This is a genomic window from Amycolatopsis dendrobii, assembly GCF_014145675.1.
In the GTDB taxonomy this organism is placed as follows: domain Bacteria; phylum Actinomycetota; class Actinomycetes; order Mycobacteriales; family Pseudonocardiaceae; genus Amycolatopsis; species Amycolatopsis dendrobii.
On the sequence record NZ_JACGZW010000013.1, the window covers coordinates 1 to 25134 of the forward strand.

Genomic DNA, 25134 nt, shown 5'->3' on the forward strand with positions numbered 1-25134 from the left:
GCTGGCCGAGCACGTGGAAGCCGTGGTGCGGGAAGCAGTGAGCAACGCCGTCCGGCACGCCGGAGCGTCGGCGCTTTCGGTTTCCGTCGCGGTCCGGGACGAGGTGGTGCGGATTTCGGTGACCGACGACGGGACCGGGCTGCCCGAGGGGGTTTCGCCCAGCGGGCTGGGGAATCTGCGGGAACGAGCGGAGTCGGTGGGAGGCGAGTTCACGCTCGGGACGCGCCCGGGCGGCGGGGTGCGGCTGGACTGGTCGGCGCCGCTGAGCTGATCCGGGGACGGCAGGCTGGCGCGAAAATGTGCCCAGCGGGAAGTTCAGGCCCGCAGCGCGTCCGGATGATGGTCCGCGGCGGTCCGGCTCGCGGGCACCGTCGCGCTGAGCTGGTTCATTTCGGCGTCGACGTCGATGACGACCGCCTCCAGCAATTCCTGCGAAAGGTCGCACAACGCCCGTCCTGCGGCGAGATAACCGGCCACGTGCGTGAGCCCGCGGCCCTCGGCCGCGCTGTGCGCGAGGCCCACGCCGGAGAATTCGTCGCCGTCGCCGGTCCGCAGCACGGCCCGGGCGCGGGTGTAGTGCACGGTCCGGTCGAACGCGACGGCCAGGGTCCACTGCTGCGGGGTCTCGGTCATGTCAGCTCCGTTCCGGGTTCACCGTCGCAGGCCCGGCCGGGCGAGGAAAAGGGCCGGAAGTCCTCTGCGCGCCTTCGTATTCCGTCGCGGGTACCAGCCGCTTCTTTCTGTTCGGACGCTCGGGCCGATCGTGCGGCGCCGTGCGCGGGCGGCGCTAGGGCCGGAGGTCACCGGCGCTCCGGCGGACGTCCGTTTCCGCGCGGCCGGACCGGAGCCCTTGGCAGTCCACTGTGGACCACCGGATTCCTGGCGGAGGGCCAGTTTCCCGACTGTCCATTGCGGACGATGCCGGGCGCGGCGGGAAACCGGTTGGCCCGGCGAGGCGGTTTCGGCGGCGGGCCGGGTCGGAGGTAAAGTGGAAAAGCCGTCCGACGCTGCTGCGGAACTCGGCTGGGTTCCGGATTCGGGAAGGCGGGTGGGACGAGCAGTGACGGGTGTCGGGGATTTCGCTGAGGCGGTGTCGCCCTTGCTTTCCCAACTGCTGGCCGCGCTGCGCGAGGGCCGCGACGCCGCCGTGCCGCTCGCGGCGTTGTGCCGAGGGATCATCGGGCTGATGCCCGTCGACGGAGCCGCGGTTTCGCTGGTCGTCGAGGGCGCGCAGCGCACGCTCGTGCTGGCCAGCGACCCGGTGGTCGAACGGCTGGACGCGCTGCAGTTCAGCCTGGGCGAGGGCCCGTCCTTCGAGGCGTTCGAGACCGGGCGGCCGGTGCTGGCGCCGGACCTGTCGCGGAACCTTCCCGCGTCGTGGCCGGTGTTCGCCACCGAGGCCGGGATGGCCGGGATCGGCGGCATATTCGCGTTTCCGCTGCGGCGCGGCGCGGTCAAGCTCGGCTCGGTGGACACCTACCGGCGCGCGCCCGGCTGGCTTTCCGAGGACGAGCTGGCGACGATCCTGCACGGGACCGACCTCGTGGCCAGCGCGTTGCTGACCGTGGTGACGGCGGGCGTCGAAGAAGAGCCCGACGACAACGTCGTCAGCAGGCTGGTCCGGGACCGGGCCGCGGTGCACCAGGCCACCGGGATCGTGATCGCGGAATTCGGGATTCCCGCGGAACAGGCACTTGCCCGGCTGCGGGCGTACGCGTATGCCCGAGGGAGACTGCTGGACGAGGTCGCGCGCGACCTCGTCGCCCGGCGGCTGCACCCGAGGGAGATCGAGGCATGAAAGCTGTCGGACGGCCGGGTTCCGCACGGGCGGAACGCAGGAACCCCGCCAATGGGAGGGAGAGAGACCGATGAGCGACGGGTTCGCCGGCGCGGTCAGGTCATCGAACGAGAACGAGCTGTTGCGCGCGTTCGTGGACATGGCCGACACGCTGGTCGACGAGTACGACGTGGCGGACATGCTGCACCGCCTCGCGAAATACTGCGTCACACTGCTCGGCGCCTCGGCTGCCGGGCTGCTGCTCGCCGACCAGCGCGGCGGCCTGGAGGTCGTCGCGTCGTCGGACGAGGGCACCCGGATGCTGGAACTGCTGCAGCTGCAGACCGAGCAGGGTCCGTGCCTGGACGCCTACCGCAGCGGCGAATCGGTGAACATCGAGGACATCGCCGCGGATTCCGGGCAATGGCCGCTGTTCGCGCGGCAGGCGGCCGCGGCGGGATTCCGCTCGGTGCAAGCGCTTCCGCTGCGGTTGCGCAGGCAGGTGATCGGCACGCTGAACCTGTTCGGGCGGCAGGGGCAGAGCCCGGTGGGCGGGTCCGCGCTGAGCGTGGCTAGGGCGCTGGCGGACATCGCGACTATCGGGATCCTCCAGGAACGCGCGATCCGGCGCGGGGAGCTGCTGACCGAGCAGTTGCAGCACGCGCTGAACAGCCGGGTCGTCATCGAACAGGCGAAGGGCGTGCTGGCCCATGCCGGCGGGCTGGAAATGGACGTAGCGTTCGAGCGGCTGCGTGCCTACAGCCGCGCGCACAACGCACGGCTCAGCGAGGTGGCCGAGGCGGTCGTGCGCAGCGCGCTGAGCCCGGAGCAGGTGATCGGCGGCGCGAGCTGAGCGCCGGGCGTCACCCGCCGCAGCCGGGAAACCACCCGGAATGACCGTAACGGCCCCGCTCCGTGCACCGCCCGGCGGTGCGGGACGTGCGGACTGCCCGGAAGGACGTCTTGGCAAGGTCGCCGGGCCGCCGTTACTGTGGGATTTCCCGGGAGGGACGCCTTCCGGGCAAATGCAGATGCCGCGTGCCCCGGCCCCCGGCTTTCTGACATCTGCGACACGGAACCCGTGCCGACCGTCCGGAGTGCCTGATGTCGCTTACGTCCCCCGAAGCGGTTTTCCATACCCGGCGCAGGAGAACGTGCGATCGCTGCGGCGAGCAGATCCCGCCGGGGAAACTGCAGACCGCGCTCGTCCCGGATTCCTCGCGCGTCGATCCCGCCGATTCCGCCGGCCACGGCCAGCGGCTCGTCTACGCGTGCGGCGACGAGCACATGGCCCTGCTAGTCGAGAAGGCCCGGCGCGACTGGGTCGACGAGCAGTGGTGGTTCGGCCTGCTGTGCCAGGCGAGCCGGGCCGCGCGGCGGGCGTCGCTGCCCGAACTCGCCCGCCACGCCCGGCTTTCCGGCAGGCAGCTCGACGCGGCGCTGAAGTGGAACCGCGACCGCGAACACCCGTTGCGGTGCTTGCCGGGCGGGCAATCCTGCTGACCCCGGCCCGCTTCGGGCGAGAGCTCTGCGCTGCCCGGAGAACCGCGCGGTCCAGCTGATCGCCAGCACCACGATCAGGACACCGGCCGCAGCCGCGACCAGCCCGCCCGCGTGCAGGAGCCAGCCGAGGAGCATGCCCAGCAATCCGGCCGCGGCGGCGGCGAGCAGCCTTCGCCGCAGCTGCGGTTTGCGGAAAAGGCTGCCGGGACGGATCGCGCACACGGAAACCGCTCCGGCCGCGAGCGCCAGCACCAAGGCGAACAGTCGCACGGGCAGCGCCGGGCTGAGTGCGCACAGCAGGAACACGCAGCTGCAGAGCAGACGCCATTCGACGCGAGCGGACACGGCACACCCCGGTTGGTCGGGCTTTGTCTTCGAGGTGCTGCCCACGGTAGGTACGCGCCGTTCCCGTCCGGCAGGGCCGGAGGAGAGCGGCTCGAAGGACCGGAGGCCCGAATCGGACAGAACACCGGCGGCCGTCGCGTTCCGTCCGCATTTTTCCGCGGATTCCGTTCCCGATCCCGCGAAGAATTCACCGCATTCGCCGGGCAGTCCCGCGCCGCGCCGCCGCCTTCTGTCCGGCGGGCCGAATCCGGATCCCTGACAAAGACCATTCTGCCCGGGAATTTGACAGTTCCCGCGCGACCGAACGGAGGTTGTGCCTTGTCCCGCCGAGCCCAGACTGGAGTCAGGCGGGAACGCGCGGTCCGTGCCGTTCTCGTGGCGGTGGCCGGGAAAACGGCCATCGGTGATGTCGAGCCCATGCCGGCAGGCCGCCTGGCCGGTGCGTGGATGCCGCTCGTCGTGTCCCGCGCCTGTCCGTCCGGCTCTCCCGGCGAGGCGGGAGCGAAGGAGGACGGATGAGACTTGACGGGAAGGCAGGCGTCGCGCTGGCGGCGGTCGCGCTGGTGGCGACCTCGCTGGCCGGTTCGGCGTCGATGGCAGGCGGCCGGGCCGCGGCCGCGCCGCCGCCGGCGTGCTCGCCGGACACGACGGTGACCACCGACGACGGCCCGGTGTGCGGGATCGCCGGTCCGGACGTCCGTTCGTGGGAAGGGATCCGGTTCGGCGCGCCGCCGGTCGGCGATCTGCGCTGGGCCCCGCCGCGGCGGCCCGCGAAGTGGACGAAGCCGTTCGCCGCGACCGCGCCCGGCAACGCGTGCCCGCAACTGGCCGGTCTCGGCCCGGGATCGGAGACCGAGGACTGCCTGAACCTGAACGTCCGCGTGCCCGCCAATCCCGGGTCTAAGAAGCTTCCGGTCATGGTGCAACTGCACGGCGGCGGATTCCTGATACTGCAAGCGCAGAACGCCGGCAGGCTCGTGACCGAGGGCCACGTGATCAGCGTCGAGGTCAACTACCGGCTCGGGATTTTCGGCTTCCTGGCGCACTCGGCGTACGGCGAGCACGCGGGCGACTACGGGCTGCAGGACCAGCAGGCCGCGCTGCGCTGGGTGCAGCGCAACATCGCGAAGTTCGGCGGAGACCCGCACAACGTCACGATCTACGGGGCGTCCGCGGGCGGTTCCAGCGTCTGCGACCACACCGCTTCGCCGACCGCGGCGGGATTGTTCCAGCGCGGCATTTCCCAGAACGGCGAGTACAACTCGTTGCTGGGCAACGACATCCAGTGGCAGGCGCAGGACTGCAAGGCTGATCTGCCCGACGAGGAGCAGGCCCAGCAGGCAGGCGCGCGGTTCGCCAAAGCGCTGGGATGCGAGTCGGACGCCGGGGCGTGCTTGCGCAAGGTGCCCGTGGCGACGCTGCTGAAGCAGGCGGGCAACGGGATGAAACCGGACAGCGGCACGATCGCGCCGATCGTGAACGGGACCACGCTGCCGATGTCGCCGGGCGAGGCATTCGCCAAGGGGCGGGTCAACAAGGTCGCGCTGATGCACGGCGTGGCTCGCGACGAGGTCCAGCTGCCGTCCGCCTCGACCCCGGAGGACTACCGGAAAATGGTGGCGCAGCAATACGGCGAACACGCGAAGGAAGTCAGCGAAAGCTATCCGCTGAAGCGATTCCCGAACCCGGCGCCGTTCCTCGCCTACCGGACCGTCGTGGCCGACTCCAACTCGGTCTGCCCCGCGCTGCTGAACGACGAGCGGCTCTCCCGGCATATTCCGGTTTACGCCTACGAAATGGACGACACCGACGTGCCGCCCGCGTTCTTCCTCGATCCGGCCAAACCGAACGGCGCCTACCACGTCTCCGAGGGGATGCTGCTGACGCCGCCGCCGGGAGTCCAGCTCAACCCCAACCAGAAGGTGCTCTCCGACCAGCTGGTGGCGCAGTGGACCGGCTTCGCGCGCACCGGGAACCCCACCGTGGACGGCACTCCGCAGTGGGATCCCTTCACCGAGCGCAACCCGGTCGTCATGTCCCTCAACGCGGCGGGGGACAGCCAGCTCACCACTGAGATCCCGCGTCAGCACCGGTGCGATGGGCTCTGGAACCCGTTGGCTCCGTTCGCGCAGCATCGGTGACGTGCCGGTGCCGGCAGGGTTTTCTCCTGCCGGCACCGGTTTCAGGGCCTGCCGCCTTCCAGATGGATGGTTTCGCCGGTCAGGAACTCGGCTCGCAGCATCCACAGCACCGTGTCGGTCACGTCGGCGACGGCGCCGGCACGGCCGACGAGGGTTCGCTTCGCGGCGTTCGCGAGGACCTCCGGCTTGCCGTCCCAGACACCGGAGTCGATGATCCCCGGCGACAACGCGTTGACCCGGACCGGCGCGAGTTCGGCGGCGAGATGTCGCGCGGCGAAGGCGGCCGCTCCGTTGGTCACGCCCGTCACCACGCTTCCGCGGGCCGGACGCCAGCCGACCTGCCCGGAGAACAGCAGCAGCGACCGGCGGATCGTGAAGTGCTTCGCGAGCAGCAAGGGGCCGATGACCTTGGCCGCGAAGGCGTCGACGGTCTTGTCCCGGTCGAGTTCGCGGATCGGCGCCGCGTGGGGCGCCGCCGCTGTGTTGACGACGTGATCGACCGGTCCGAGCTCGGCCGCCGCGGCCGCGATGGTCGCCTCGTCGCGCAGGTCGATGCGCAGCCCGCCGGGCCGATGGGACGCGACGTGCACCTTCGCGCCCGCCGCGGTCGCGGCCTCGGCGATCGCCGTGCCCAGATGCCGTCCGCCCAGCACCAGCACCGTTTGTCCGGCCAGCCGGTTGTCCATGGTCCTTCTCCGTTCCGTCGGTTCGCCGTGGCCGAAGTAGGCTATGGAAAAGTAACCAGGTACTTCAACGTAACCGGAACCGGAGGAATCGCCGTGGGCTACAACGTCATGTCCGCCCGTTGCCCGTCCCGGGTGGTGCTGCACCGGATCGGGGCGCGGTGGACGGTCTTCGTGGTCAACGCGCTGGAGGACGGGCCGATGCGCTTCACCGCGCTGGTGGACCGGATCCAGGGCGTCACCCCGAAGGTGCTGACTGAAACGCTCCGCGCGATGGAGGAGGACGGCCTGCTCGCCCGCGTCGAGTACGCGGAACAGCCGCCGCGCGTCGAGTACGGGCTCACCGACCTCGGCCGCTCGCTGCTGGTGCCGTTGCGCGCCGTCCGCGAATGGGCCGAAAGCCACGTCCCGGAAATCCTCGAAGCCCGTGAACGCGCCCAGGCCGCCCGGCAGAACTGATTCCGCGCTTGGGGCTAGGCCGTACCCAGGTGCTCCGGACCGCTCCGGCCGATGCCGCGCGCGGCGTCCGAACCGTCCGGCGCCCCGGTGCTCCTGCGCTGGGCGGCGGCCCGGACTCTCGTCGCCCGCCTCATTCGCCACCTTGCCGGAGCGACACCGGGGCTCGGCCAAGCTCGTCTCCACGCGCACCCGCCACGCCGTCTCCGCCGCCGCGGAACTGCTCGCCCGGTTCGATCACGACCACGCCGTGATCGCCGTATTTCTCGGCATTGACCCAGCGCGAGGACTGGCGCTGTCGAACGCCGGCCCGCCGCGGCCGGTCGGCTCAACGTCCCGCGAACCGGTGCAGCGCGTCGAGCACCGCCGGGGCCGGAGTGTCCGGGTGGCCGGCGTCGTGCAGCAGGTGATCCACCCCGGGAAGCCGCACCCGGCCCGGTCCGCCGGCCTGCGCGCGCCGCAGTGCGGCAGTCAGGGCATCCGTTGTCGCGCAGGGGACTTGAGCGTCGTTCGTGCCGCAGGTCAGCAGCACCCGGGTCCCCGGCCGCAGCGCCGCGGCGGCGTCCGGCGGGTACACGGCGTCGTCGCTGTCCACGAATCGGCTGTTCGGTCCTTGAAAACCGGCGAAGAGATGCGCGACGGCGGGCGGCAGTCCGGCGGCGTCGACCGGCCGGTGTTCGCGCAGGGCGGCGACGGCGGCGTCGATCGCCGTGTCGATCGCCCGCTGCTGTTCCGGGGTCAGCTGGCCTTGCCGGGCCGCCTCGGCGATCTGGGCATGCAGTTGCAGCGCGACCAGGTCCAGCAGGCGGATCGCCTGGGGTTGCAGCAGGGCCAGGCCGCGCGGCCGCACTTCGGCGCCGAGCAGCAGGGCGGTCAGCGCACCCTCGCTGTGCCCGACGACTGTCAGCGCGTGCCGGTCTGTCTCCGGCTGGTCGCGCAACGACGCGTAGGCGGCTCTCGCCTGACGGACGAACGCCGGGTAGTCGAGTCTCTCCGGGTGGTCCTGATAGGCGCCGAGCCCGGTGCGGCCGGTGCCGTACTTGTCGAACCGCAGCGTGACGACCCGGTCTTCGCCCAGTGCGGCGGCGACGTGCGTCAGGGTGTTCGGCGACGCGTGCGGCTGGTTGCCGTCGCGATCGGTGGGGCCGCTTCCGGGCAGCAGCAGGGCCGCGGGCAGCCGTTGCCCGGCGCGGTGCGCGGGAACGTGCAGGGTGCCGTAGGTCGAGGCGCCCTCGGCGGTGAAGACGATTTCGCGGTCGGCGGCGGGCACAAGGCAGGGAGCCGCGGTGACGCTGGTCAAGGACAGCACGGCCGCGGCGAGGTGGGGGAGCATTGTCAGCGCAGGCCCTTCTCGATCAGCGCGACAGTCTCGCGGGGATCGTCAACCTGGACCACCAAGCGGGCGTAACGCTCGTCGGCGAGCTCGATGACGACGGCCTTCGACGCGTCCTTGACGTCCCAGAACACCTTTTCCCCGTCGAGATGGAACGTGCCCGCCGTGATCACGCCGGGCACGTGGGCGCCCGGCGCGCGAATCCCCTTGGGCTCGGCGGCCATTCCGGGGTCCGCGGTCGCGCCCCGGACATTGGCCAGCGGGATGGTCAGGCTGCTCTTGAAGGCCCAGAGCTTGTCGAGACCTTCGATCACGACAACGAGATCGTCGCCGTCGATGTGGACCAGTGCCATGTGTGTTCTTCCTTGTCAGTCAAGCGGATCGAGCCGTCGGGTCAGCGCGGTGCGCGCCTCTTCGGGGTTGCCGCGCAGCCGGAGTCCCAGTGCGGCAGCGGCGAGGGCTTCGGCCAGGGCGGGGGAGACGCCGAGCGCGTCGCCGATCGCCTGGTCGAGCGAGGCCAGCGCCGCGGAGACCTCGGTGGCGACCTCCTCGTCGGACGGTGCCCGTTCGACCGCGGCGAGCAGCAGCAAGCCGAGGTCGGCCGAGGCGACCAGGCGCAGCGCGGCATCGGCGTCTTTCGCCGCGGCGAGCGCTTCGGCCAAGGGCTGGACGTCGTCCGCGACGTGCCGGCGCAAGGCGATCAGGTAGAGGCCGCGTTTGCTGCCGAACGTCTTGTACAAGCTGTTGCGGTGCACGCCGAGGTGGGTGACGAGGTCGTCGACCGACACCCCGTCGTATGCGCGCCCGCCGAACAACCTCGCGGCGGCGCGCACCACCTCGTCCTCGTCGAACGCCCGTTGCCTGCCCATGCGACGACGGTAGCCTTTTGAGGAACGATCAGTCAAGAACAATCGTTCCTTAAAAGGCCGGGAGGCGTCGCCGCCGAACCGGCGGACGGGATCGGCCTCGTCCGCGCCGACCTCGCCGAGGCCAGTCCGCCGATTCGCTTTCCCGCAACGAAAAGGCGCCCTGGCGCGCTGCACGGGCCTGTCGGAGAAAATCCCGTCACCATCGGCGTACCGGCGCGCATAACCTCCGGAAACCGCCAGGTCGTGATCGACAGCGGACCGTATTGACGAGCCAGGAAGGCCGCAGATCGTGACATTGCGGGAAAAGGTCGAGAGCCGTCTCGCCGGAGAGTTCGTGCCGGGGGAGCGCGTCGTGGACGCACTGGTCGCGTTCCGCACCGGAGGCGTGCGCAAGACGATGGTCGCCGGCGCGGCAGGCATCGCCGGGCTCGCGGGCGCGGCCGGGATGGCGCTCGCCGCGCGCCGCGGCCAGACCGAAGCCCCTCAAGTGCCGATCTCGACGCCCGGCCGGTTCGTCTTCTCGCTCACCTCGCACCGCGTAGCCCTGTTCACCGTCGGGGGCATCGTCCGGGCCGCCCCCGGAAAGCCGTTGCAGTCGTGGACGCTGGACCAGCTCGCCTGGGTCTCGGAGCCTGAACTGAACTCCGGCGTGGCCCAAGCGCTCCGGGGCCAGATCGGCGTCGCGGGCGAAGGCGTCCTTGGCTACGAATTCGCCCGCCTCCAGGTCGACGCCGGGCGGTCCATGGTCAAACGACTGGCCCGTGCGCTCACGGACCTCGAAACCTGACCTCCTTCACCTGGGCCAGCTCGTCCGGTGCCGGTCCAAGATGGACGATCCCCAACCGCCGGGTCGCGCGCGTCATCGCGACGTAGAGGTCGTTGCGCCCCCGCGGAGCCTCGAGGATCCGGGCCGGATCGACGATCAGCACCGAATCGAATTCCAGCCCCTTGGCCTCCGCGGGCGTCAGCACCGTGATCGCGCTTTCCTCCCGCAACGACGCGAGACGCCCCGGCGGCGCGATGACCGCGAACTGCCCGCCGTTGTGCTCCTCCGCAACCCCGCGGACGATCCGCTCCAGCTCCGCAACCGTGCTCCGCACCCGCCACGGCGATTCCCCAGCCTTCCGCACCGACCGCGGATGCGGTGCGGCCGACAACTCGCTCGCGACCGCCATGATCTCCGCGGGCGTCCGGTAATTGACGCTCAGCTCCGCCACCCGCCAGCGATCCGCCACGTGCGGCCGCAACACCTCCTCCCACGACGCCGCTCCGGCCGGATCGCTGGTCTGGGCGAGGTCGCCGACCACAGTCATCGACTTGCCAGGACAGCGGCGCAGCACCATCCGCCACGCCATCGCCGACAACTCCTGCGCCTCGTCGACCACCACATGCCCGAACGCCGGGGCGGACTCGCCGAGCACCGCGGCCGCTTCGTCCAGCAACGGAATGTCCGCCGCACTCCACGGTGTGCTGCCGAACACCTCGGCCACGACCGCCTCGGCAGTCAGCGACGGCCATAACCCGTCCAGCACCCTGCCCACCGCGACGTCGGCGAGCAACGCTTTACGCAGGTCAGCCACGTCAGCCTCATCCAGCAACCGCCGCGGCCCGTCGTCCTGTTCCGGCCCGAGCACCACTCCCGCCGCCTCCAGCGCGCGCAGGTCCGCCGCACTGAGCCGCCCGTCCGCAGTGCCGCCGTCGAGGGCCTCGCCGGTCTCGGTGAAGACGACGTTCTCCAGGCGGTCGGCCAACTGCTGTGCGAGAAGCTCTGTCATGCGCTGCTGAAACACCAGCCGGGCCTGCTGATAGGGCAGTCCTTTGCGGACGGCGAACTCGATCGCGCCCCGCCACTCGGCTGGCTCTAGCCGCAGGACCTGCTGTTCGAACACCACCTCGACCGCCTCGGGCCGGATCGCCGCCGTGGCCTGCTCGGCTGCCTCCGCCCGCCTCTCGCCCGCGACAACTCCGGCGGTGCCCGCCCGATCCCCGCCTGCCCTCGCAGACCGCGCTTGTCCCGTACCCGCGGCAACTTCCACCCGCCCCCAAACCGCCGCTGCGATCCGGCCAGCCGCCTCCGCCCGCCCCTTGCCCTCGGTTGCCTCGACCGGATCCACCCGCCTGATCTCGACCCCCGGCCGCAACCCGGCAACCGTCGCCGTCACCACCGCCTGTTCGCCCAACCCGGGCAGCACCTGCCCGATGTAGTCGAGAAAAATGTCGCTGGGCCCGATCACCAGAACCCCTCGCGTGCGCAACCGCGGCCGCGTGTACATCAGATATGCCAGCCGATGCAGCGCCACCGCGGTCTTCCCGGTCCCCGGCCCGCCCTGCACCACCAGCACTCCCGCATACCCGTCGCGCACGATCCGGTCCTGTTCGGCCTGCAGCGTCGTGACGATGTCGCCCATCCGCCCGGTCCGGTCCGCCGTGAGCGCGGCTAGCAACGCCGCCTCCCCGACGAGGACTCCGGGGTCCGCCGCACCGGGATCGAACAACTCGTCGTCCAGCGCGGCAACCACCCGTCCCCGGGTCGTGATCCGCCGCCGCCTCCGGACCCCGAGCGCCTCCGCCATGGTCGCGGTGTAGAACGGCTGCGCCGCCGGCGCCCGCCAATCGAGCAGCAGCGGCTCGTCCACGCCGTCCTCGAACAACCCCAAGCGGCCGATGTACCTCCGGCTCCCGTCGCGCATCTCCAGCCGCCCGAAACACAGCCCGTCCTCGACAGCCGCCAGCCGGGCCGACTCCGCTCGCCAGCGCGCCGCGACCTCCGGATCCGCGCTTTCGCGCCCCCGTGCCGCCTCCTCGCGCAACGCGTCGAGCCTGCCGTACAGGCTGGTGACGTACTCCTGTTCGCGGGCAAGCTCCCGCTCGACCTGGTTTTCAGCCGGCACCCCAGAACTCCCCGCTGTCGGGTGAACGATGGCATCGAGGGTGCGCGCCGATCCGGAGAAAGAACAGTCTTGTCTTTGCCGGCGGCGTCAGCCGAACGGTTTTTCCGCCCGAACCGGACGCTGCCGTCGAGGCCTGGCCCCGGAACTCCGGCCGCCCCAAGGCGGGCCTCCGGGCGAGATTCGCGCTGGCCAGGTTCGCGGCCCGCCGCACCGCTTCCGCCGGCAACGGCGTTTCCGCTGGTCCAGCGCCCGCGCACGCACCGCCGCGACGAGTTCGCCCGAGGCCGACCGCGCCGGCACGGCCACGCCGCACAACGGCGGCACCCCGTCGCTGTAATCGAACGCCACGTCCCGGTCCCGGGCGTCGGCGAGCAGCTTTTCCCATTCCCGCCCGGAATATTTTTCGGGCGGCTCGGCGCGCGGTCCGGAAGCGGCGAGAACCATTTCCGTCGCAGCCTTGGAAGGCAGCGCCCAACCGGCACGCATCGCGCAGATCTCGTCGGATTCCGCAGCCGAGGAGCGCCCGTCCGGAATCGGCTGGCACGCCGACGCTGGCCGAGCAGCCGGTGGGCGGCCGCCAATTGGGTAGGCCCGGCCTCGCCGTTCCGCGCCAGTTCCTCCGGCAGAAGAAACGCGCCTTCCAGCACGCCGCGCCCGGGTTTACGCGCCATCGGAATTCCGTCCGGAATCACGCGTCGCCGTCCTCCGGGTTTTATCGCCGGAACCGCATTCTCCGGGCACACTTCCTCGCTTTTTCTCGAAACCGGAGAAATTCGGAAAGATCCGTGCGGCGAAGAACGTTCCTGGCCCACAGGGCTCGGCTGCCGCCCCTTCCCGGCAGCCGCGGGGTCACCCGATCGGCAGCCCCGCGGCGACCGCCCGGTTTGCGTCGCAGTCCGGTTTTGTCGGTGGGGCCGGGTAGCGTTCCGGTCCGTGGACGTTCGGGAACGTATTCAGGAGCTGGCCGATCAGGTCGTAGTGCTGCGCGACGCGTACTACCGGGGTTCGCCGGTGGTGGCGGACGCGGAGTACGACGCGATCGAGGACGAGCTGCGCGGGTTGATCGAGGCGAGCCCGGAGCTGGCCCCGGACCCGAACCCGCTGGACCAGGTGGGCGGGCCCGCGGTGCTGCACGCGCCGATCCGGCATTCGCGGCCGATGCTGTCGCTGGAGAAGGCGACGAAGCCGGAGCAGGTCGAGGCTTTCTTCGACCGGTTCCCCGGGCAGCCCGTGGTCGTGATGCCCAAGCTCGACGGCCTGTCGCTGGCCCTGGTGTACGAGGACGGCCGCCTGGCGCGAGCGGTCACCCGCGGCGACGGAACCACCGGCGACGACGTGACCATGCTCGTGCGCGCCCTGACCGACGGCATTCCGCACCAGGTCAGCGCCCCAGGCCGGGTCGAGGTGCGCGGCGAGGCAGTGATGCTGCGGTCGACCTTCGCCGCCTACAACACCGCACACCCGGACAAGCCGCTGATCAACCCCCGCAACGCCGCGGCGGGCACGCTGCGCGCGAAAGACCCAGCCGCGGTCGCCGAGCGTCGGCTGCGCTTTTTCGCCTTCGACCTGGACACTGAACCGGGCAGTGCGGAAACCGACCTGGGCAGCGGTCTGCTGGCGCTCGGCTTCACCGCCGCGGACATGCGCCGTTGCGCCGACGCGGCCTCCGCGCAAGCCGTCATCACCACGATCGAGCAGCAGCGCAACGACCTGGACTACGACATCGACGGCGCCGTCCTCCGGCTCGCCGACCGCGCCGCGTATGCCGCCGCAGGCACCCGTTCGAGTTCGCCGCGCGGGGCACTGGCGTACAAGTTCGCCGCCGAGGAGAAGACCACCGTACTGTCCGATGTGGTCTGGGACGTCGGCAAAACCGGCAAGATCGCCCCGGTCGCGTGGCTGGAGCCGGTCTTCGTGGGCGGGACCACGGTCACCCGCGCGACGCTGGCCAACCAGGAGGTGATCCGCGCCCGCGGCATCAAGATCGGCGACACTGTGCTGGTCCGCAGGGCGGGCGACGTCATCCCGTTCGTCGCGGGCGTTCTCGACGAGTCGAAACGCACCGGGGCGGAGCGGGAGATCGTGCCCCCGTCGACGTGCCCGTCGTGCGAGCAGCCGCTCACCGAACAGGGCAACAGCCGGGAATTGTTCTGCACCAACGTTTCCTGCCCGGCCCAGACCGTGCGCCGGCTGATCCACTGGGCGTCCCGGGCGGCCGCCGACATCGACGCGATCGGCGGCGTGTGGATCGAACGGCTGGCCGAGGCCGGAATCCTGGAACACCCGTCGGACTTCTACCGGCTGACCAAGGAACGCCTGCTGGAATTCGACCGCATCGGCGAGGTCTCGGCGACGCGGATGATCGAATCGATCGACGCCAGCCGCCAGGTCGGCCTGCGCCGGGCACTGATCGGGCTCGCGATCCCGATGGCGTCGGAAGGCACCGCCGCCCGCCTGTGCCGCGCCGGATTCGCTTCGCTGGAAGCAGTGCTCGACGCGGGCGTCGACGGTCTTGTCGAAGTAGAGGACATCGGGCCGAAGGTCGCCGCCTCGCTGGTGGAACACCTCACCCGGCTGCGCCCTGAACTGGAACGCCTGCGAGAACGCGGAGTTTCCCTGGACGTCCTGGAAGAAGACCTCCCGCCCGCCGTCGTCGCAGGCGCGCCGCTGGAAGGCAAGACCGTAGTGGTGACCGGTGCGATCAGCGACCCGCGATCCGGGGAGAAGGTGCCCCGCCCCACCTTCCAGCGCCTGTGCGAGACAGCAGGCGCGACCACCGCGTCCTCCGTCTCGGCAAGCACGGACCTGCTGATCACCGGCGCCGACGTCGGCGCGAGCAAGCTCACGAAGGCCGAGAAATTCGGCGTCGAGGTCGTGGACCAGGGGGTGATCTGGGAACAGCTGATCGCGGCCGGAGTGGTCTGAACCCGCTTTGCCGGGACGGGTTCGCCGGGTCTGCCGGATCGAGGCGACGGGCGTGCTGGCGCGCCGCATGACCGAGAACCCCTTGCCCGGCAACGGATTCACCTGAACCCTTCGGGGAGCGGCACGGTGCAGGGATCGCGCGCTTTCGGCGACGGCTGGCGAGGCTCCGGACGCGGATGGATGCTCGCCGCCCGGCGTGCCGATCAGCCGTCGCACGCGCTGACTTCCAGAGCCCGATTCCTTCGATCCGCCATCTGGCAACGCTTCGCCCGCCCGCCAACCGATCCGCGGCCATCGGCCGAAACCCGGCGGCTCACTCCGTCCTTTCCAGACCGAAGTAAGGCTCCGCCGCCTCTAATCGCGGCACCGTGACGCCCAGCCGCCGGGCCTCGGCCAGGACGTCGCGGCAGATCTCGCGCGGCTCGCGGGCATCGGGATCGGAGTGCGCCTCGAGATTCACCCGCGCCGGGGGAAAGCGGGCCAGCAGCCACCCCAGCACCGGGACCGTCAGCCAGGTCGGCGCCCGGAACAGCAGCAACGCGCCCCGATGCTGCCGCACGTCGACGCCCCGGGCTTCGAGAAGCCGCACAAGCTCGCGCCCAGCCAGCAACGCCTCCCGCAGATCGCTCCGGGACCTTGCCAGCGAGCTCAGCGAACCCACCCGCACGCCCTGCGAGTGCAGACCCGCGTCCGAGATGAAGTGAACCCACAACCAGCCCCGGAAGTCAGGCCGTTCCCGGACCCGGAACCCAGCGTCGCGGAACACCTGCCGTACGACCCGCTCGCGTTCGGTCGGAGGCTCGCCGAGGGTCCCGAACACAGCGAGCGGCATCAACATCCCGCGAAGCACGCCGTCCTCGCCGAAACCGCCGCCGCCCTGGGGAAAGCCCCACGCGACTTGCTCGACGGGCAGATCGCCGATCGCGGCCAGCGGCTCGGACCAGATGTTGCCGAACACCAGCACCGTCGCCTTCCCGGCGCGCGGCGCCAGAAACGCCGCCGCCTCCGGGAGCCGATAGTGCTGGACGCTCAGCACGATCAGATCGAACTCATGGCCCGGTTCCAGCTCCTCGCGGTAGCGCACCGGCCAAGTCTCGGCGCCCCGCCGCCCCCGCAGGTCGCGGAGATCGAGGTCGATCGACTCCCCGTACTCCGCCGCGCGACCGGGGCGGACATAGAACTCGACATCGTGCCCCGCCCGCTCCAAGGCCCAGCCGTACATCGCCGCGATCACGCCGCGTCCGAACATCAAGATTTTCACTGTCGCACCTCGCCGGAGGCTAAAACTGGAGACAATCTCCACTTGCGAAGATATGGAGACGATCTCCAGTTGTCAACGAGGGGCTCCGGCGACGCCTTCCTCCGCCGGACGATCGACAGCGCCGAGGACGGCGGCACAGACCCGGTCTCCGCCGCGGCACTGGCCAACGCGGTCAGCGGAGAGGGCCAAGCCGTCATCGAGCCAATCCGGGATTTCCCGCATAATCCCGCATAGAACGCCGCGGCACAGTACGATTCCGCCCAGCATCGACCACTCTCTGGGGGAAAATCATGAAACGCATCGCCGTCAGCCTTGCCGTGTCCGCAGTCGCCGTCCTCGGCGGAGCGGGGGCCGCGAGCGCGGCAGGCTACCCGACGTCGAACTTCGGCGACGACATCATCGGCGGGGCCGCCGGGGGCACGCTGACCTGGTACAACCGCTCGGTCGGCGTCAGCGGCTACGTCCGCGACGACGCCGGTTCCGGAAGCACCACGGTGACCTTCGAGTTCCGCCAGGCGGGCACGCTGTTCGACGTCCAGACCCGCTCGGCGCTGAACGACTACAAGACCTTCGGCTGGACCGAACCCGGCCCGTCCGGCGGCTTCAGCAAGGTCGACATCTACCTCGGCCACGGCAACAGCAGGATCCTCATCGCCTCGGTGCCGCGCAAGGTCTGAGCGGGGCGTTCACCTGCGGCGGAATCCGTGCTGCGGCGGGCTTCCAGAGGGAGTATCGCTCGGTCGGCGACGGAGCAGGCGAACACGGCCGGGAACGCCCCGCTCACCGACGGAGCGGTGGCGGCGAACAGCGGGAGCTGCATGGCTTGCCGCTCCGGCTCTTCGCAGGCGGCGGTCCCGGCCGTTCAGCTGGCTTCAAGGCGAGATCGCTCCGGCAGCCAAGCCCGCATCATCTCGGCGTACCGCGCCGAAGCAGCGAGAAGTTCCTCGTGCCGGCCCAGCAGCGTCTCCGGTCCGTCCATCAGCAGCACGCGGTGCGCCCTGATCGCGGAGGACAGGCGGTGTGCGATCACTATCAGGGTGCCTCCCCGGGCGGCGAAGGCGCGTTCCGCGCGGACCTCCGCCGCCGGGTCCAAAGTGGACGTTGCTTCGTCCAGCACGACGACTCCGGCCGGCGAGGCATAAGCCCTCGCCAGTGCGAGGAGCTGGGCTTCTCCGGCGGAAATGCCCTCCGCGCCAGGGCCGAGTTCGGCGTCCAGGCCGCCGAGGCGGGCTAGCAGCGGGGCGGCGCCTACGGCTTCCGCGGCTGCGGCGAGACGGCGGTCGGAGGCTTCGGGGTGGAACAGGGACAGGTTTTCGCGCAGGGTTCCGGCGAAGAGGTAAGCCTGTTGCGGGACCAGCACCAGATGCCGGGGGCGGTCGGCCAGTTCGCTGACGGGCACGCCGCCCAGCCGGACTTCGCCGGAGTGCGGTGGCAGCAGGCCGGTGAGCAGACCGGCGAGGGTCGATTTCCCGATGCCGCTCGGGCCGACCACCGCGAGGTGTTCGCCGGGGCGCAGGTCGAGGTTCAGGCCGTGGACGACCGGTTCCGGGGCGGCGCCCCAGCGGAAGGTCAGGTCGCGCACGGCGAGGCCGAGTCCGGCGGGGCTTTCGGTCGCTGGGCGGCGTTCGGGCGGGGCGGTGGTTTCGGCGAGCCGGCGCAGGGCGACGAGCAAGCGGAGGACGACCGTGGACGCGGTGGCGGCCAGTCCGCGCAGTGCGGGTTGCAAGGTGGTGGCCAGGTAGACGAGCGCGCCCAGCGCCGCCCCTGCGGTCAGTTCGCCGCGGGCGACCATCGACGGCGCGAGGGCGAGCGCGAGCACCAGCGGGACGAATCCGCCGAGCGCCACGATCATCGACCGCAGCGCGGCCGACCTGGCGACCCGCACCGCGGCCGAGGCTTGACGGTCCACCGCGTGGTCGGCGGCCAGCGCGGCGACCGGTTCGGCTCCGCAGGCGACGACGTCGCGCAGCCCGGCGAAAATCGAGCCCGTGGCGGCTGCGGTGCCTTCGTCGGCCAACGTGAGCGCGCGTTGCCGCCGGGCCAGGGAGGGCAGCAGCGCGGCGAATCCGGCCAGCGCGAGCACCACCGGGACCACGACCGGCAACGCCAGCGACCCCGCGACGGTCACCAGCCCGGCAATCGCCGCCGCGGTGGTGACGATCATGCCGCGCGCCTGGACGAGAAGCCCGCCGGTGGCATCGCGCACGACCTCGACGTGCTGGGTGATCCGCGCGACGCCGCGAGCGTCCGGCCCGCTCCGCGGCGGCGCGGGATCGTGCAGCACCCCGCGCACGACGGCGGTCACCAGCGCGTCGCGCAACGGCTCGACGACTTTGCCCAGTTGCCGCCACACCAGCCGCGAGCCGAACGCGCCGGCGAGAGCGGCGAGTCCGAATACCCCGAGCCAGCCGAGGCCGATGCCGGGCTTGCCTGCCGCGAACCCGCTGTTGACGGCCAGTTCGACGAGCCGTCCGGAGAAGAACGCGGGCAGTCCTTCGAGGACGGAGCAGGCCAGGAGAACCAGCCCGCCGCGCCATTGCCCGGCCAGGGCGTTCCAGTAGAGGCGGCCGATGCTCATGGTCCCTCCGCGTGCACGGTGCGGTTGTGTCCGTGGGCTTGCTGCGCCGCGAGCCCACGCCACGAACTCGCCTCGGCGCGGCGCCCGGCGAACGCGTTCCCGCTCACGTTTCCTCCGTGAACACCGCGCGATACCCCGGCATCTGCCACAACCGCGCATGCGGCCCGACCGCCCGGACCTGCCCCGCCGCCAGCCACACCACCACGTCCGCCCGCGCGGCCATCGCGGCCCGGTGCGTCACGACCACCCGGGTCCGGCGGCCGAGTTCCGCCGTCACGGCGCGTTCGGTGACCGTGTCCAGGCTGGCGGTGGCGTCGTCGAGCAGGAGCACCCGCGGGTTCCGCGCGAGCGCCCTCGCGAGGCCCACCCGGGCGGTTTCCCCGCCGGACAACGGAGTTTCGGCAAGAGGAGTGTCGTAACCGTGCGGCAAGCGCACGAGGATGTCGTGAATGCGCGCGGTCCGGCAAGCCTCGTCGACCGCCGGAACGCTGGCCCAGGAACCGTAAGCGACAGCATCGGCGACAGTGGCGCCGAGCAGCGCGGGCTCGGCCGAGGCGTATCCGACTACGGCCCGAAGCTCGTCCGGGCGCAGCACGGCGAGGTCGCGGCCGTCGAGCAGCACCTGTCCGGCGTCGGGGCGGCGAAGACCGGCCAGCAAAGAGACCATAGTGGACTTTCCCGTGCCGGAACTTCCTACTACTGCGGCGAAACAGCCGCCGGGAATGGTGAGGTCGACGTCGGCGAGCGCCCCGTGGACGGTGGCTCCGCGGAGTTCCAGGGCGCCGTTTCCGGGCAGCAGTCCGAGTGCGCCGCGAGGCGGGGGCTCGGCGTCGAGGACCTCGGTGATCCGGAGCGCGGCCGAGCGGATCCGGGAAAGGGTGGTGAGCAGAGGGATTTGCGTGACCAGGCCGAGTCCGAGCGCGACGTACCCAAGGGCGGCGAGGACGTCCCCGGCGCTCAACCGCCCGTCCAGGACACCGAAACCGGCGGCGGCGAGGGTGAGGATTTCCACCGTGGGGAGCAAGAGACCGGCTCGCCACACCATCCGCGCCTGCGTGCGCCACATGCCTTGGCCGGCGAGGTTCAGCCGAGGCAGCGGACGCAGCACCCGGGCGGCTTCGGCGTCGGCGGTGCCGGACGCGGCGATCGTCCGCAGACCGGCGACGGCGTCGAGCAGCCGGGCGGACAGTTCGCCGGAAACCCGTTGGTAGGCAAGCACATCCTTGGCCGTTCCGCGCAGGTGCGACCGCGCGAGCAGCAAGGCGAAGGGGAGGCTGCCGAGGAAGACGAGTGCGAGCCGCCAGTCCAGAAGCGCGAGCAGGACTACCGCGCCGGAGGACAGGAGACCGGTCGCGACCAGCTGCACCACGATCGCGGCGACGCCGCCAGCCGCTGCGCAATCGCCGGACACTCGGCTGACCGCGTCGCCTGGGGCGAACGGCGAGCTGGTGCCCAAGGCGAGCAAACGGTCGGTGACGCGGCGGCGCAGCCAGGCGCTCGCGTTGCTGGTCAGGCGGGCGGGAAGGACCACCATGACGGCGTCCGCGGCGATCTCCGCGGCGCCGATGGCGAGCAGCCAGATCACCGCGCCGGTGCTGCTTCGGCCGCTGAGCACCGCGTCGGTGGCGGTGGCGAGGGCGCCGGGCAGCAACAGTCCGGCACTGGCAGAGAGCAGCGACGCGACGATCACCGCGGCGAGCCTGGGACGGTCCAGGAGCGCGGTCGAGGTCAGGAGGCGATCGGCGGGTCCGGCCATGGCACTCCCTTCGCATGGCGGTCGGCAGGCGCGGTGTTGGCTGAGATCGGCGAAGCGGCTGCGGTGAGCCGGGGGCGGCCGAAGAACAACGGGCGATGCCGTTTTCCTCGGGCGTCTGCGGCGAGCGTGGCGTCGGAGGAGGTCAATGACTTGACGAGGACCGCGGCGGCGGAGCGGCGCGGGTCCGGCGCGCTCGGCGAATGCGCCGAGTGCCCGCTCTGCGGCCCATCCTCGCGGTCGGACATCGCCGGACTCTGGCCGGATCGGCGACCTCGACCTCGCCGCGACCACCGCCGCCAAGCGGGGCAGAATGAACGGGGCGGGAACGGCGCACTTGTCCTGCGCCGTTCCCGCCCTGCCCGCGCGGTCAGTAGCAGAGAAGCAGGCTGAGCGTGCTGTCGCCGCACCATGCGCTGTAGTGGCTGTGGCCGTGGTGGTCCAGTCCCTGGCCTTCGAGGGCTTCCGGGGCCTCCAGCGCCTGCAGTTCCAGGACGTTTTCCATGGGTGTTCCCTTCTCTCGGGGTCCGCCGGCGCTCATCGGCCGGAGGTGTGCGGGGACGGTGCGGAGCCCAGGAAGGGCAGCGGTTCCGCGCCGTCCAGTAGTGCGGCGAGCGTGCGGAGGACCCCCGCGCTGCCGGTGCTGACGTCGGTCGACAGGCGAAGCAGCTGGTTGCCGGGGAAGGCCAGCCCGCCGTGATAGGGGACGCCGTGCCAGGACAAGCGCGCCAGATGCAGGTCGATGGCTTCCCGGTCGAGCTCGTCGGCGAAGGACAGCGCGGCGGCGAGCCCGCACCGGCCGTAGAGCAGGCCGGGGTGGATCACGAACTCCCCGCGGCAGGCGGCGCGCAGCCCGGGCAGGCTCTCGGCGGCCGCGGAGTCCGGCAGGCGCCGGGCGATCTGTTCGGCGACCAGCAGGATTCCGGCGCTGCCGATCGCGGCGTAGGGGAGCAGGCGCAGGGCGCCGTCGCGGACCTGCAGCGATCCGTCCGACGCGGGAGCGCATTCCTCCAGGTCGCGGGCCAGCACCCGGTCGGCAAGGGTGAGCCAGGACGGCTCGCCGGTGTGCTCGTACAGCCGCAGGAACAGCAGCGCGGGCCCGGACCAGCCGCTGAGCAGGCCGGCCCTGGCGAAGCGGCCGGGCGGGTCTGCGGTCTCGAACGCGCTCGCGAGCTTGAGCGCGACGTCCAGTGCTTGGCGGCCGAATTCGTTGTCGCCGCGGGTCGTCGCGAAGTGCAGGCGGGTGAGGCCGATTCCGGCGAGCCCGCTTTCCAGGCCGTGGTCGGTGGTTTGATCGACCAGCGACCGCGACGCGGCGAGCAGTTCGTCGGCTTCTGCCGCGTAGCCGAATTCCTCGAGGACGTACGCGATGCCGTGGCTGCCGTCGAAGAACCCGGGCCGCGAGGGCGGTTGCCGCCGGACGGCCGCCAGCAGCCACTCTTCGTATTCCGGATAACGGCCGGCTCCGGCGACGTGCAGCGAGTGCAGCACGCCCGCGGCTCCGACGCCGAACCCCGTGCCGCCGGAGCGGAACTGTTCGATGTCGCCGGGGAACAGCCGGTCACTACGCTCCGGAGTGGCAGCGGCGAGGATGGCTTCCGCGATCTGCTTGCGGACCAGCGACCAGTCCGGCCGCGGCTCGTCCAGCGCGGTGTGCGTCGAGGGCGATGCGGTGCGCGGGGCGAGCACGGAGACCACACCGTCGGCGTACCCGTCCGGCAGGTCGAACCGCTGCTGCGCGAAGTCCGCGAGCCCGCGCAGTTTGCCGGGCGCGAGTTCCAGCAGCATCACCAGCGGAAGGAACAGCCACAGCCGCAGCGCGGCGAGGGCATGTTCGTCGATCTCGAAACCGTGCCGGTCGGCGGGTGCGCGGAAACCGGGGGCGCCCAGCCCCGGACGGTCGCCGGAATCGGCCTCGACAGCCAGTTCGAAGTCGATCAGCGACACCCGGTCGTGCTCGTCCACCAGGATGTTCTTCCCGTGCAGGTCGCCGAACACGATCCCGTGCCGGTGGATGTCCGCGACGATGCGTTCGACCTGGGCGAGCACGGCCAGCGCGCGTTCGCGGTAGGCCGCGAGACCGCCCTCGGCCCGCGTGCCGCTGGTGAGCGGGTAGTGCCGGGCGAGCCAGCTGCTCAGCGCGATGCCGGGCAGGTGCTCCATCGCCAGATAATGGTGCTCCCACACGGTGAACTGCTCGTGCACGCGCGGGATGCCCGGAACGTCCGCCAGTCGTTCGAGCACCTCGCGTTCGTGGTTCAGCCGGGCGACCGCGTCGGCGCCTTCCCGGTCCAGCCCGGCGTGCGGCCGGGCCTCCTTCAGCACGACGGTCTTCCGGCCGGCCCCTCGCTCGGCCAGATAAACGCCGCCGCCGTTGGAAAAGTGCAGGGAACCGGTCACCCGGTACGGGAATGCGGCCCCGTTCTTGCGCGCGGCCAGGCTGCCGGACAGACAGGACGGAATCGGCACCCATTCCGGGACGGAAAAGGACGGTTCCCGGCGGTCGGGCACGAGCGTGCCATCCGGATGGCGGATTGCCAGCACCCGGGTTCCGGCGTGTTCGGTCCACTGTTCGGCGAATCCGCCGTACCGGACGTAAAGCGGGCCTTCGCGGTAGCGGAGATCGCTCAGAATATACGCGCCGTGCTCGCCTTCCAGCTCGGCGGAAAGGTCGGACAGTATCGCGGCGAGCGCCTCTTCGGAGTGCGGGTAAATCGTGACGAGCTTGCCGCTACCTTCGCGCGGAGCGTATTTCGAATTGCGGCTCAGCAGGGTCGCCCGGGAGCGCAGATGCTTGTACGCGATCCGATGCTCCACACAGTACCGATGCACGCGGGACAGTACGCCGGCCGCGTTGTCCAGACCTGCGGAGACGTGGATTTTCCAGCCCTGGGCGGGAAGTTTCCGGCCCGCCGGGCGCAGCGACCGCCAGATCCCGCGCGTCTCGTCCGTCCACTCGGGTCCCGGCAGCGGCAGCCCCGCGGCCAGGTCGCCTGCCGCGCCCGGCGATTCGCGCGGTTCGTCGAAGAACAGCGGATCGGCGAAGCAAAAAGCCTCGTACCGGACGTCCATGAAAACGAACCCTTCCCTTTCCCCGAGGAAAACCGGGCGACTTCGATGTCGGACGGTGACACCATTCCCGCACGAGGGGGGTGCCCCGGCCAATCCGCCAACCCGGGGGTTCGACGCTCCTCGTCAGGGTGACGGACGCGGGTTTGGGTCGCTAAACCGGGGACTGCGCGTGAGTCATCCCTACCCGATCGGGGTGTAACGAAGTCGGTTTCCGGTCGGCCGCCCAGGTCGGCGCGGAAAGAGCCGGTGAAATTGGCAGCGGGCCATCAACCCGTTCCGGTGAGCCGGCTTCCGCCCGTCGTCCGGCGCGAACCCGGTGCGGACTGGTCCGTTCGGGGCGGCGCGGCGCATTCGCGTCGCGAATGTGGTGCATTCGTTACCGGACAATGCCCGGCCGCCCGATTCCCGCCTCCGGCACCGTGCCGTGAAGGACTCCTTGAGGGAATCAGATTCCCTCAAGGAGTCCTTCACGGCTTTTCCAGCCCAACTCCCAGGCCGCGGGCACCACTTCGGCGACCCCGGGCCCCCGGTTGGCTGTCCGTGAGGGGGGACCCGCACGGACTCTGAGTCCCTCACGGCAGTCCCCGAGGCCGGGAGGGCGATGCTCACCCGGCCAGTGCCTTCCCCGAGCACACCAGGCTTTCCAGCAGCTCCACCGCGCGCCGGGCGGCCGGGTGCTCCGCGATCGGCTTCTTCACCGCCAGGCTGAGGTGCCGGACCGGCGCGGGAGAGGCCAACGCCACCGTGGCGAGACCGTCCGGCAGTTCGCCGATGCCCAGTTCCGGCACCACCGTCAACCCGATTCCCGTTGCCACGAAAGACATCGCGGTCCGGTAGTCGTGCGTCTCGACGACGAAACTCGGCGAGAAACCGGCCTGTGTGCAGGCGTTGAGCAGCACCTGACGGCACGGGCCTTCGCGCAGGTCGTTGTCGACCCAATGCCGTTCGGCGAGCGCGGCCAGCGGCACTTCCGGCAGCCCGGCGAGCGGGTCGTCGAGGCGGACGACCGCCAGGTAGGGGTCCTCGGCCAGCCGGTGCACGACGACCGACCCGGGGTGCTCGGCCCCGGTTTCCTCCACGAAGATGTCGATGTCCGGGTCGCCCTGCGTGAATTCGGTCAGCATCAGGTCCAGGCGCAGGCCGGGGAATTCGGTGCGCAGCGCGGCGACCGTCGGGGCCAGCCAGGTCGAGCCTGCCGAGCCGAAGTAGCCGATCGACAGGCGGCCGACGCGTCCGGCGCGCAGCTCGCTCGCCACCTGCTCCACCCGGCTGAACGCCTCGAAGAGCGCCTCGGCCTCGGCGGCGAGCGTGCGCCCGGCCTCGGTGGGCTCGATGCCACGGCCGGACCGTTCGAACAGCTGCAGCCCGGTCTCCCGTTGCAGCGTGGTGATTTGCTGGCTCACCGCGGACGGCGTGTAGCCGAGCGCTGCGGCGCTCGCGCGGATCGACCCTGACGCGACGACTGCGCGCAGCACGCGGAGCCGGGGAATGTCCAGCATACGGCGAATGTACAGCACTCCTTAACGGAGGTACAGAACTCATCGCTT

General features: G+C 71.1%; 23 protein-coding genes. 9 read left to right on the top strand and 14 right to left on the bottom strand.

The window, feature by feature from the left end; translation table 11 throughout:
- A partial coding sequence (locus H4281_RS34045) for a sensor histidine kinase (protein WP_182894974.1) occupies window positions 1–271 on the top strand: 271 nt, incomplete at its 5' end.
- Window positions 272–315: 44 nt separating this feature from the next.
- Here the strand turns inward: H4281_RS34045 and H4281_RS34050 are convergent.
- The gene (locus tag H4281_RS34050) at window positions 316–633 is read right to left on the bottom strand and encodes a dsRBD fold-containing protein (RefSeq protein WP_182894975.1); all 318 of its coding nucleotides are present in this window, start codon (window positions 631–633) and stop codon (window positions 316–318) included.
- 415 nt (window positions 634–1048) lie between these two features.
- On the opposite strand from H4281_RS34050, the gene H4281_RS46665 reads away from it, so the two are divergent.
- Together H4281_RS46665 and H4281_RS34060 are read left to right on the top strand one after the other, a co-directional pair.
- A complete protein-coding gene (locus tag H4281_RS46665; RefSeq protein ID WP_182894976.1) occupies window positions 1049–1798 on the top strand; it encodes a GAF and ANTAR domain-containing protein in 750 nt (249 codons plus the stop codon).
- 70 nt (window positions 1799–1868) lie between these two features.
- Window positions 1869–2630, top strand: coding sequence for a GAF and ANTAR domain-containing protein (locus H4281_RS34060; protein ID WP_182894977.1), 762 nt, complete (start codon window positions 1869–1871; stop codon window positions 2628–2630).
- 443 nt (window positions 2631–3073) lie between these two features.
- On the opposite strand, the gene H4281_RS34065 is transcribed toward H4281_RS34060, so the two are convergent.
- Window positions 3074–3625 carry a hypothetical protein gene (locus H4281_RS34065; protein WP_182894978.1) on the bottom strand — a complete coding sequence of 184 codons (552 nt, stop codon included), beginning with the start codon at window positions 3623–3625 and terminating at the stop codon, window positions 3074–3076.
- Window positions 3626–4140: 515 nt separating this feature from the next.
- Here H4281_RS34065 and H4281_RS34070 point away from each other — a divergent pair.
- The gene (locus H4281_RS34070) at window positions 4141–5766 is read left to right on the top strand and encodes a carboxylesterase/lipase family protein (RefSeq protein WP_182894979.1); all 1626 of its coding nucleotides are present in this window, start codon (window positions 4141–4143) and stop codon (window positions 5764–5766) included.
- Window positions 5767–5807: 41 nt separating this feature from the next.
- On the opposite strand, the gene H4281_RS34075 is transcribed toward H4281_RS34070, so the two are convergent.
- Complete coding sequence (locus tag H4281_RS34075) at window positions 5808–6452, bottom strand: SDR family oxidoreductase (RefSeq protein WP_182894980.1); 645 nt, start codon at window positions 6450–6452, stop codon at window positions 5808–5810.
- 93 nt (window positions 6453–6545) lie between these two features.
- Here H4281_RS34075 and H4281_RS34080 point away from each other — a divergent pair, with 93 nt between their 5' ends.
- Complete coding sequence (locus H4281_RS34080; protein WP_370648177.1) at window positions 6546–6908, top strand: winged helix-turn-helix transcriptional regulator; 363 nt, start codon at window positions 6546–6548, stop codon at window positions 6906–6908.
- Window positions 6909–7233: 325 nt separating this feature from the next.
- Here H4281_RS34080 and H4281_RS34085 read toward each other — a convergent pair whose 3' ends face one another.
- The 3 genes from H4281_RS34085 to H4281_RS34095 are packed head-to-tail and all read right to left on the bottom strand — an operon-like array spanning window position 7234 to window position 9107.
- On the bottom strand, window positions 7234–8238 hold the full coding sequence (locus H4281_RS34085) for an alpha/beta hydrolase family protein (protein WP_182894981.1): 1005 nt from the start codon (window positions 8236–8238) through the stop codon (window positions 7234–7236).
- Between the two features lie 2 nt (window positions 8239–8240).
- Window positions 8241–8591 carry a hypothetical protein gene (locus tag H4281_RS34090; protein WP_182894982.1) on the bottom strand — a complete coding sequence of 117 codons (351 nt, stop codon included), beginning with the start codon at window positions 8589–8591 and terminating at the stop codon, window positions 8241–8243.
- A gap of 15 nt (window positions 8592–8606) precedes the next feature.
- Window positions 8607–9107 (bottom strand): TetR/AcrR family transcriptional regulator, encoded by a 501-nt coding sequence (locus H4281_RS34095; protein ID WP_182894983.1) that lies wholly within the window; start codon window positions 9105–9107, stop codon window positions 8607–8609.
- A gap of 289 nt (window positions 9108–9396) precedes the next feature.
- On the opposite strand from H4281_RS34095, the gene H4281_RS34100 reads away from it, so the two are divergent.
- Complete coding sequence (locus H4281_RS34100; protein ID WP_182894984.1) at window positions 9397–9894, top strand: hypothetical protein; 498 nt, start codon at window positions 9397–9399, stop codon at window positions 9892–9894.
- On the opposite strand, the gene H4281_RS34105 is transcribed toward H4281_RS34100, so the two are convergent.
- The gene (locus tag H4281_RS34105; RefSeq protein WP_182894985.1) at window positions 9875–11998 is read right to left on the bottom strand and encodes a HelD family protein; all 2124 of its coding nucleotides are present in this window, start codon (window positions 11996–11998) and stop codon (window positions 9875–9877) included. The genes H4281_RS34100 and H4281_RS34105 overlap by 20 nt on opposite strands.
- A 933-nt stretch (window positions 11999–12931) precedes the next feature.
- Here H4281_RS34105 and ligA point away from each other — a divergent pair.
- Window positions 12932–14923: an NAD-dependent DNA ligase LigA gene (gene ligA / locus H4281_RS34110; RefSeq protein WP_182894986.1), complete on the top strand. Its 1992-nt coding sequence runs from the start codon at window positions 12932–12934 to the stop codon at window positions 14921–14923.
- A gap of 313 nt (window positions 14924–15236) precedes the next feature.
- Here the strand turns inward: ligA and H4281_RS34115 are convergent, their stop codons facing one another.
- Window positions 15237–16184: a ketopantoate reductase family protein gene (locus H4281_RS34115; RefSeq protein WP_182894987.1), complete on the bottom strand. Its 948-nt coding sequence runs from the start codon at window positions 16182–16184 to the stop codon at window positions 15237–15239.
- Between the two features lie 69 nt (window positions 16185–16253).
- On the opposite strand from H4281_RS34115, the gene H4281_RS34120 reads away from it, so the two are divergent.
- Together H4281_RS34120 and H4281_RS34125 are read left to right on the top strand one after the other, a co-directional pair.
- Window positions 16254–16418, top strand: coding sequence for a hypothetical protein (locus tag H4281_RS34120; RefSeq protein ID WP_182894988.1), 165 nt, complete (start codon window positions 16254–16256; stop codon window positions 16416–16418).
- Window positions 16419–16474: 56 nt separating this feature from the next.
- Window positions 16475–16861: a hypothetical protein gene (locus H4281_RS34125; protein WP_182894989.1), complete on the top strand. Its 387-nt coding sequence runs from the start codon at window positions 16475–16477 to the stop codon at window positions 16859–16861.
- 185 nt (window positions 16862–17046) lie between these two features.
- Here the strand turns inward: H4281_RS34125 and H4281_RS34130 are convergent, their stop codons facing one another.
- The 6 genes from H4281_RS34130 to H4281_RS34155 form a co-directional block, all read right to left on the bottom strand.
- Window positions 17047–18762 (bottom strand): ATP-binding cassette domain-containing protein, encoded by a 1716-nt coding sequence (locus H4281_RS34130; RefSeq protein WP_182894990.1) that lies wholly within the window; start codon window positions 18760–18762, stop codon window positions 17047–17049.
- A gap of 103 nt (window positions 18763–18865) precedes the next feature.
- The gene (locus tag H4281_RS34135) at window positions 18866–20518 is read right to left on the bottom strand and encodes an ABC transporter ATP-binding protein (RefSeq protein ID WP_182894991.1); all 1653 of its coding nucleotides are present in this window, start codon (window positions 20516–20518) and stop codon (window positions 18866–18868) included.
- Window positions 20491–20763 (bottom strand): hypothetical protein, encoded by a 273-nt coding sequence (locus tag H4281_RS34140; RefSeq protein ID WP_182894992.1) that lies wholly within the window; start codon window positions 20761–20763, stop codon window positions 20491–20493. Before H4281_RS34140 ends, H4281_RS34135 begins: the two co-directional genes overlap by 28 nt.
- Window positions 20764–20885: 122 nt before the next feature.
- On the bottom strand, window positions 20886–21020 hold the full coding sequence (locus tag H4281_RS34145) for a class III lanthipeptide (RefSeq protein WP_182894993.1): 135 nt from the start codon (window positions 21018–21020) through the stop codon (window positions 20886–20888).
- A gap of 32 nt (window positions 21021–21052) precedes the next feature.
- Window positions 21053–23587 (bottom strand): class III lanthionine synthetase LanKC, encoded by a 2535-nt coding sequence (gene lanKC, locus H4281_RS34150; RefSeq protein ID WP_182894994.1) that lies wholly within the window; start codon window positions 23585–23587, stop codon window positions 21053–21055.
- Between the two features lie 605 nt (window positions 23588–24192).
- Window positions 24193–25086, bottom strand: coding sequence for a LysR family transcriptional regulator (locus tag H4281_RS34155; protein ID WP_182894995.1), 894 nt, complete (start codon window positions 25084–25086; stop codon window positions 24193–24195).
- Between the last annotated feature and the right edge of the window lie 48 nt (window positions 25087–25134).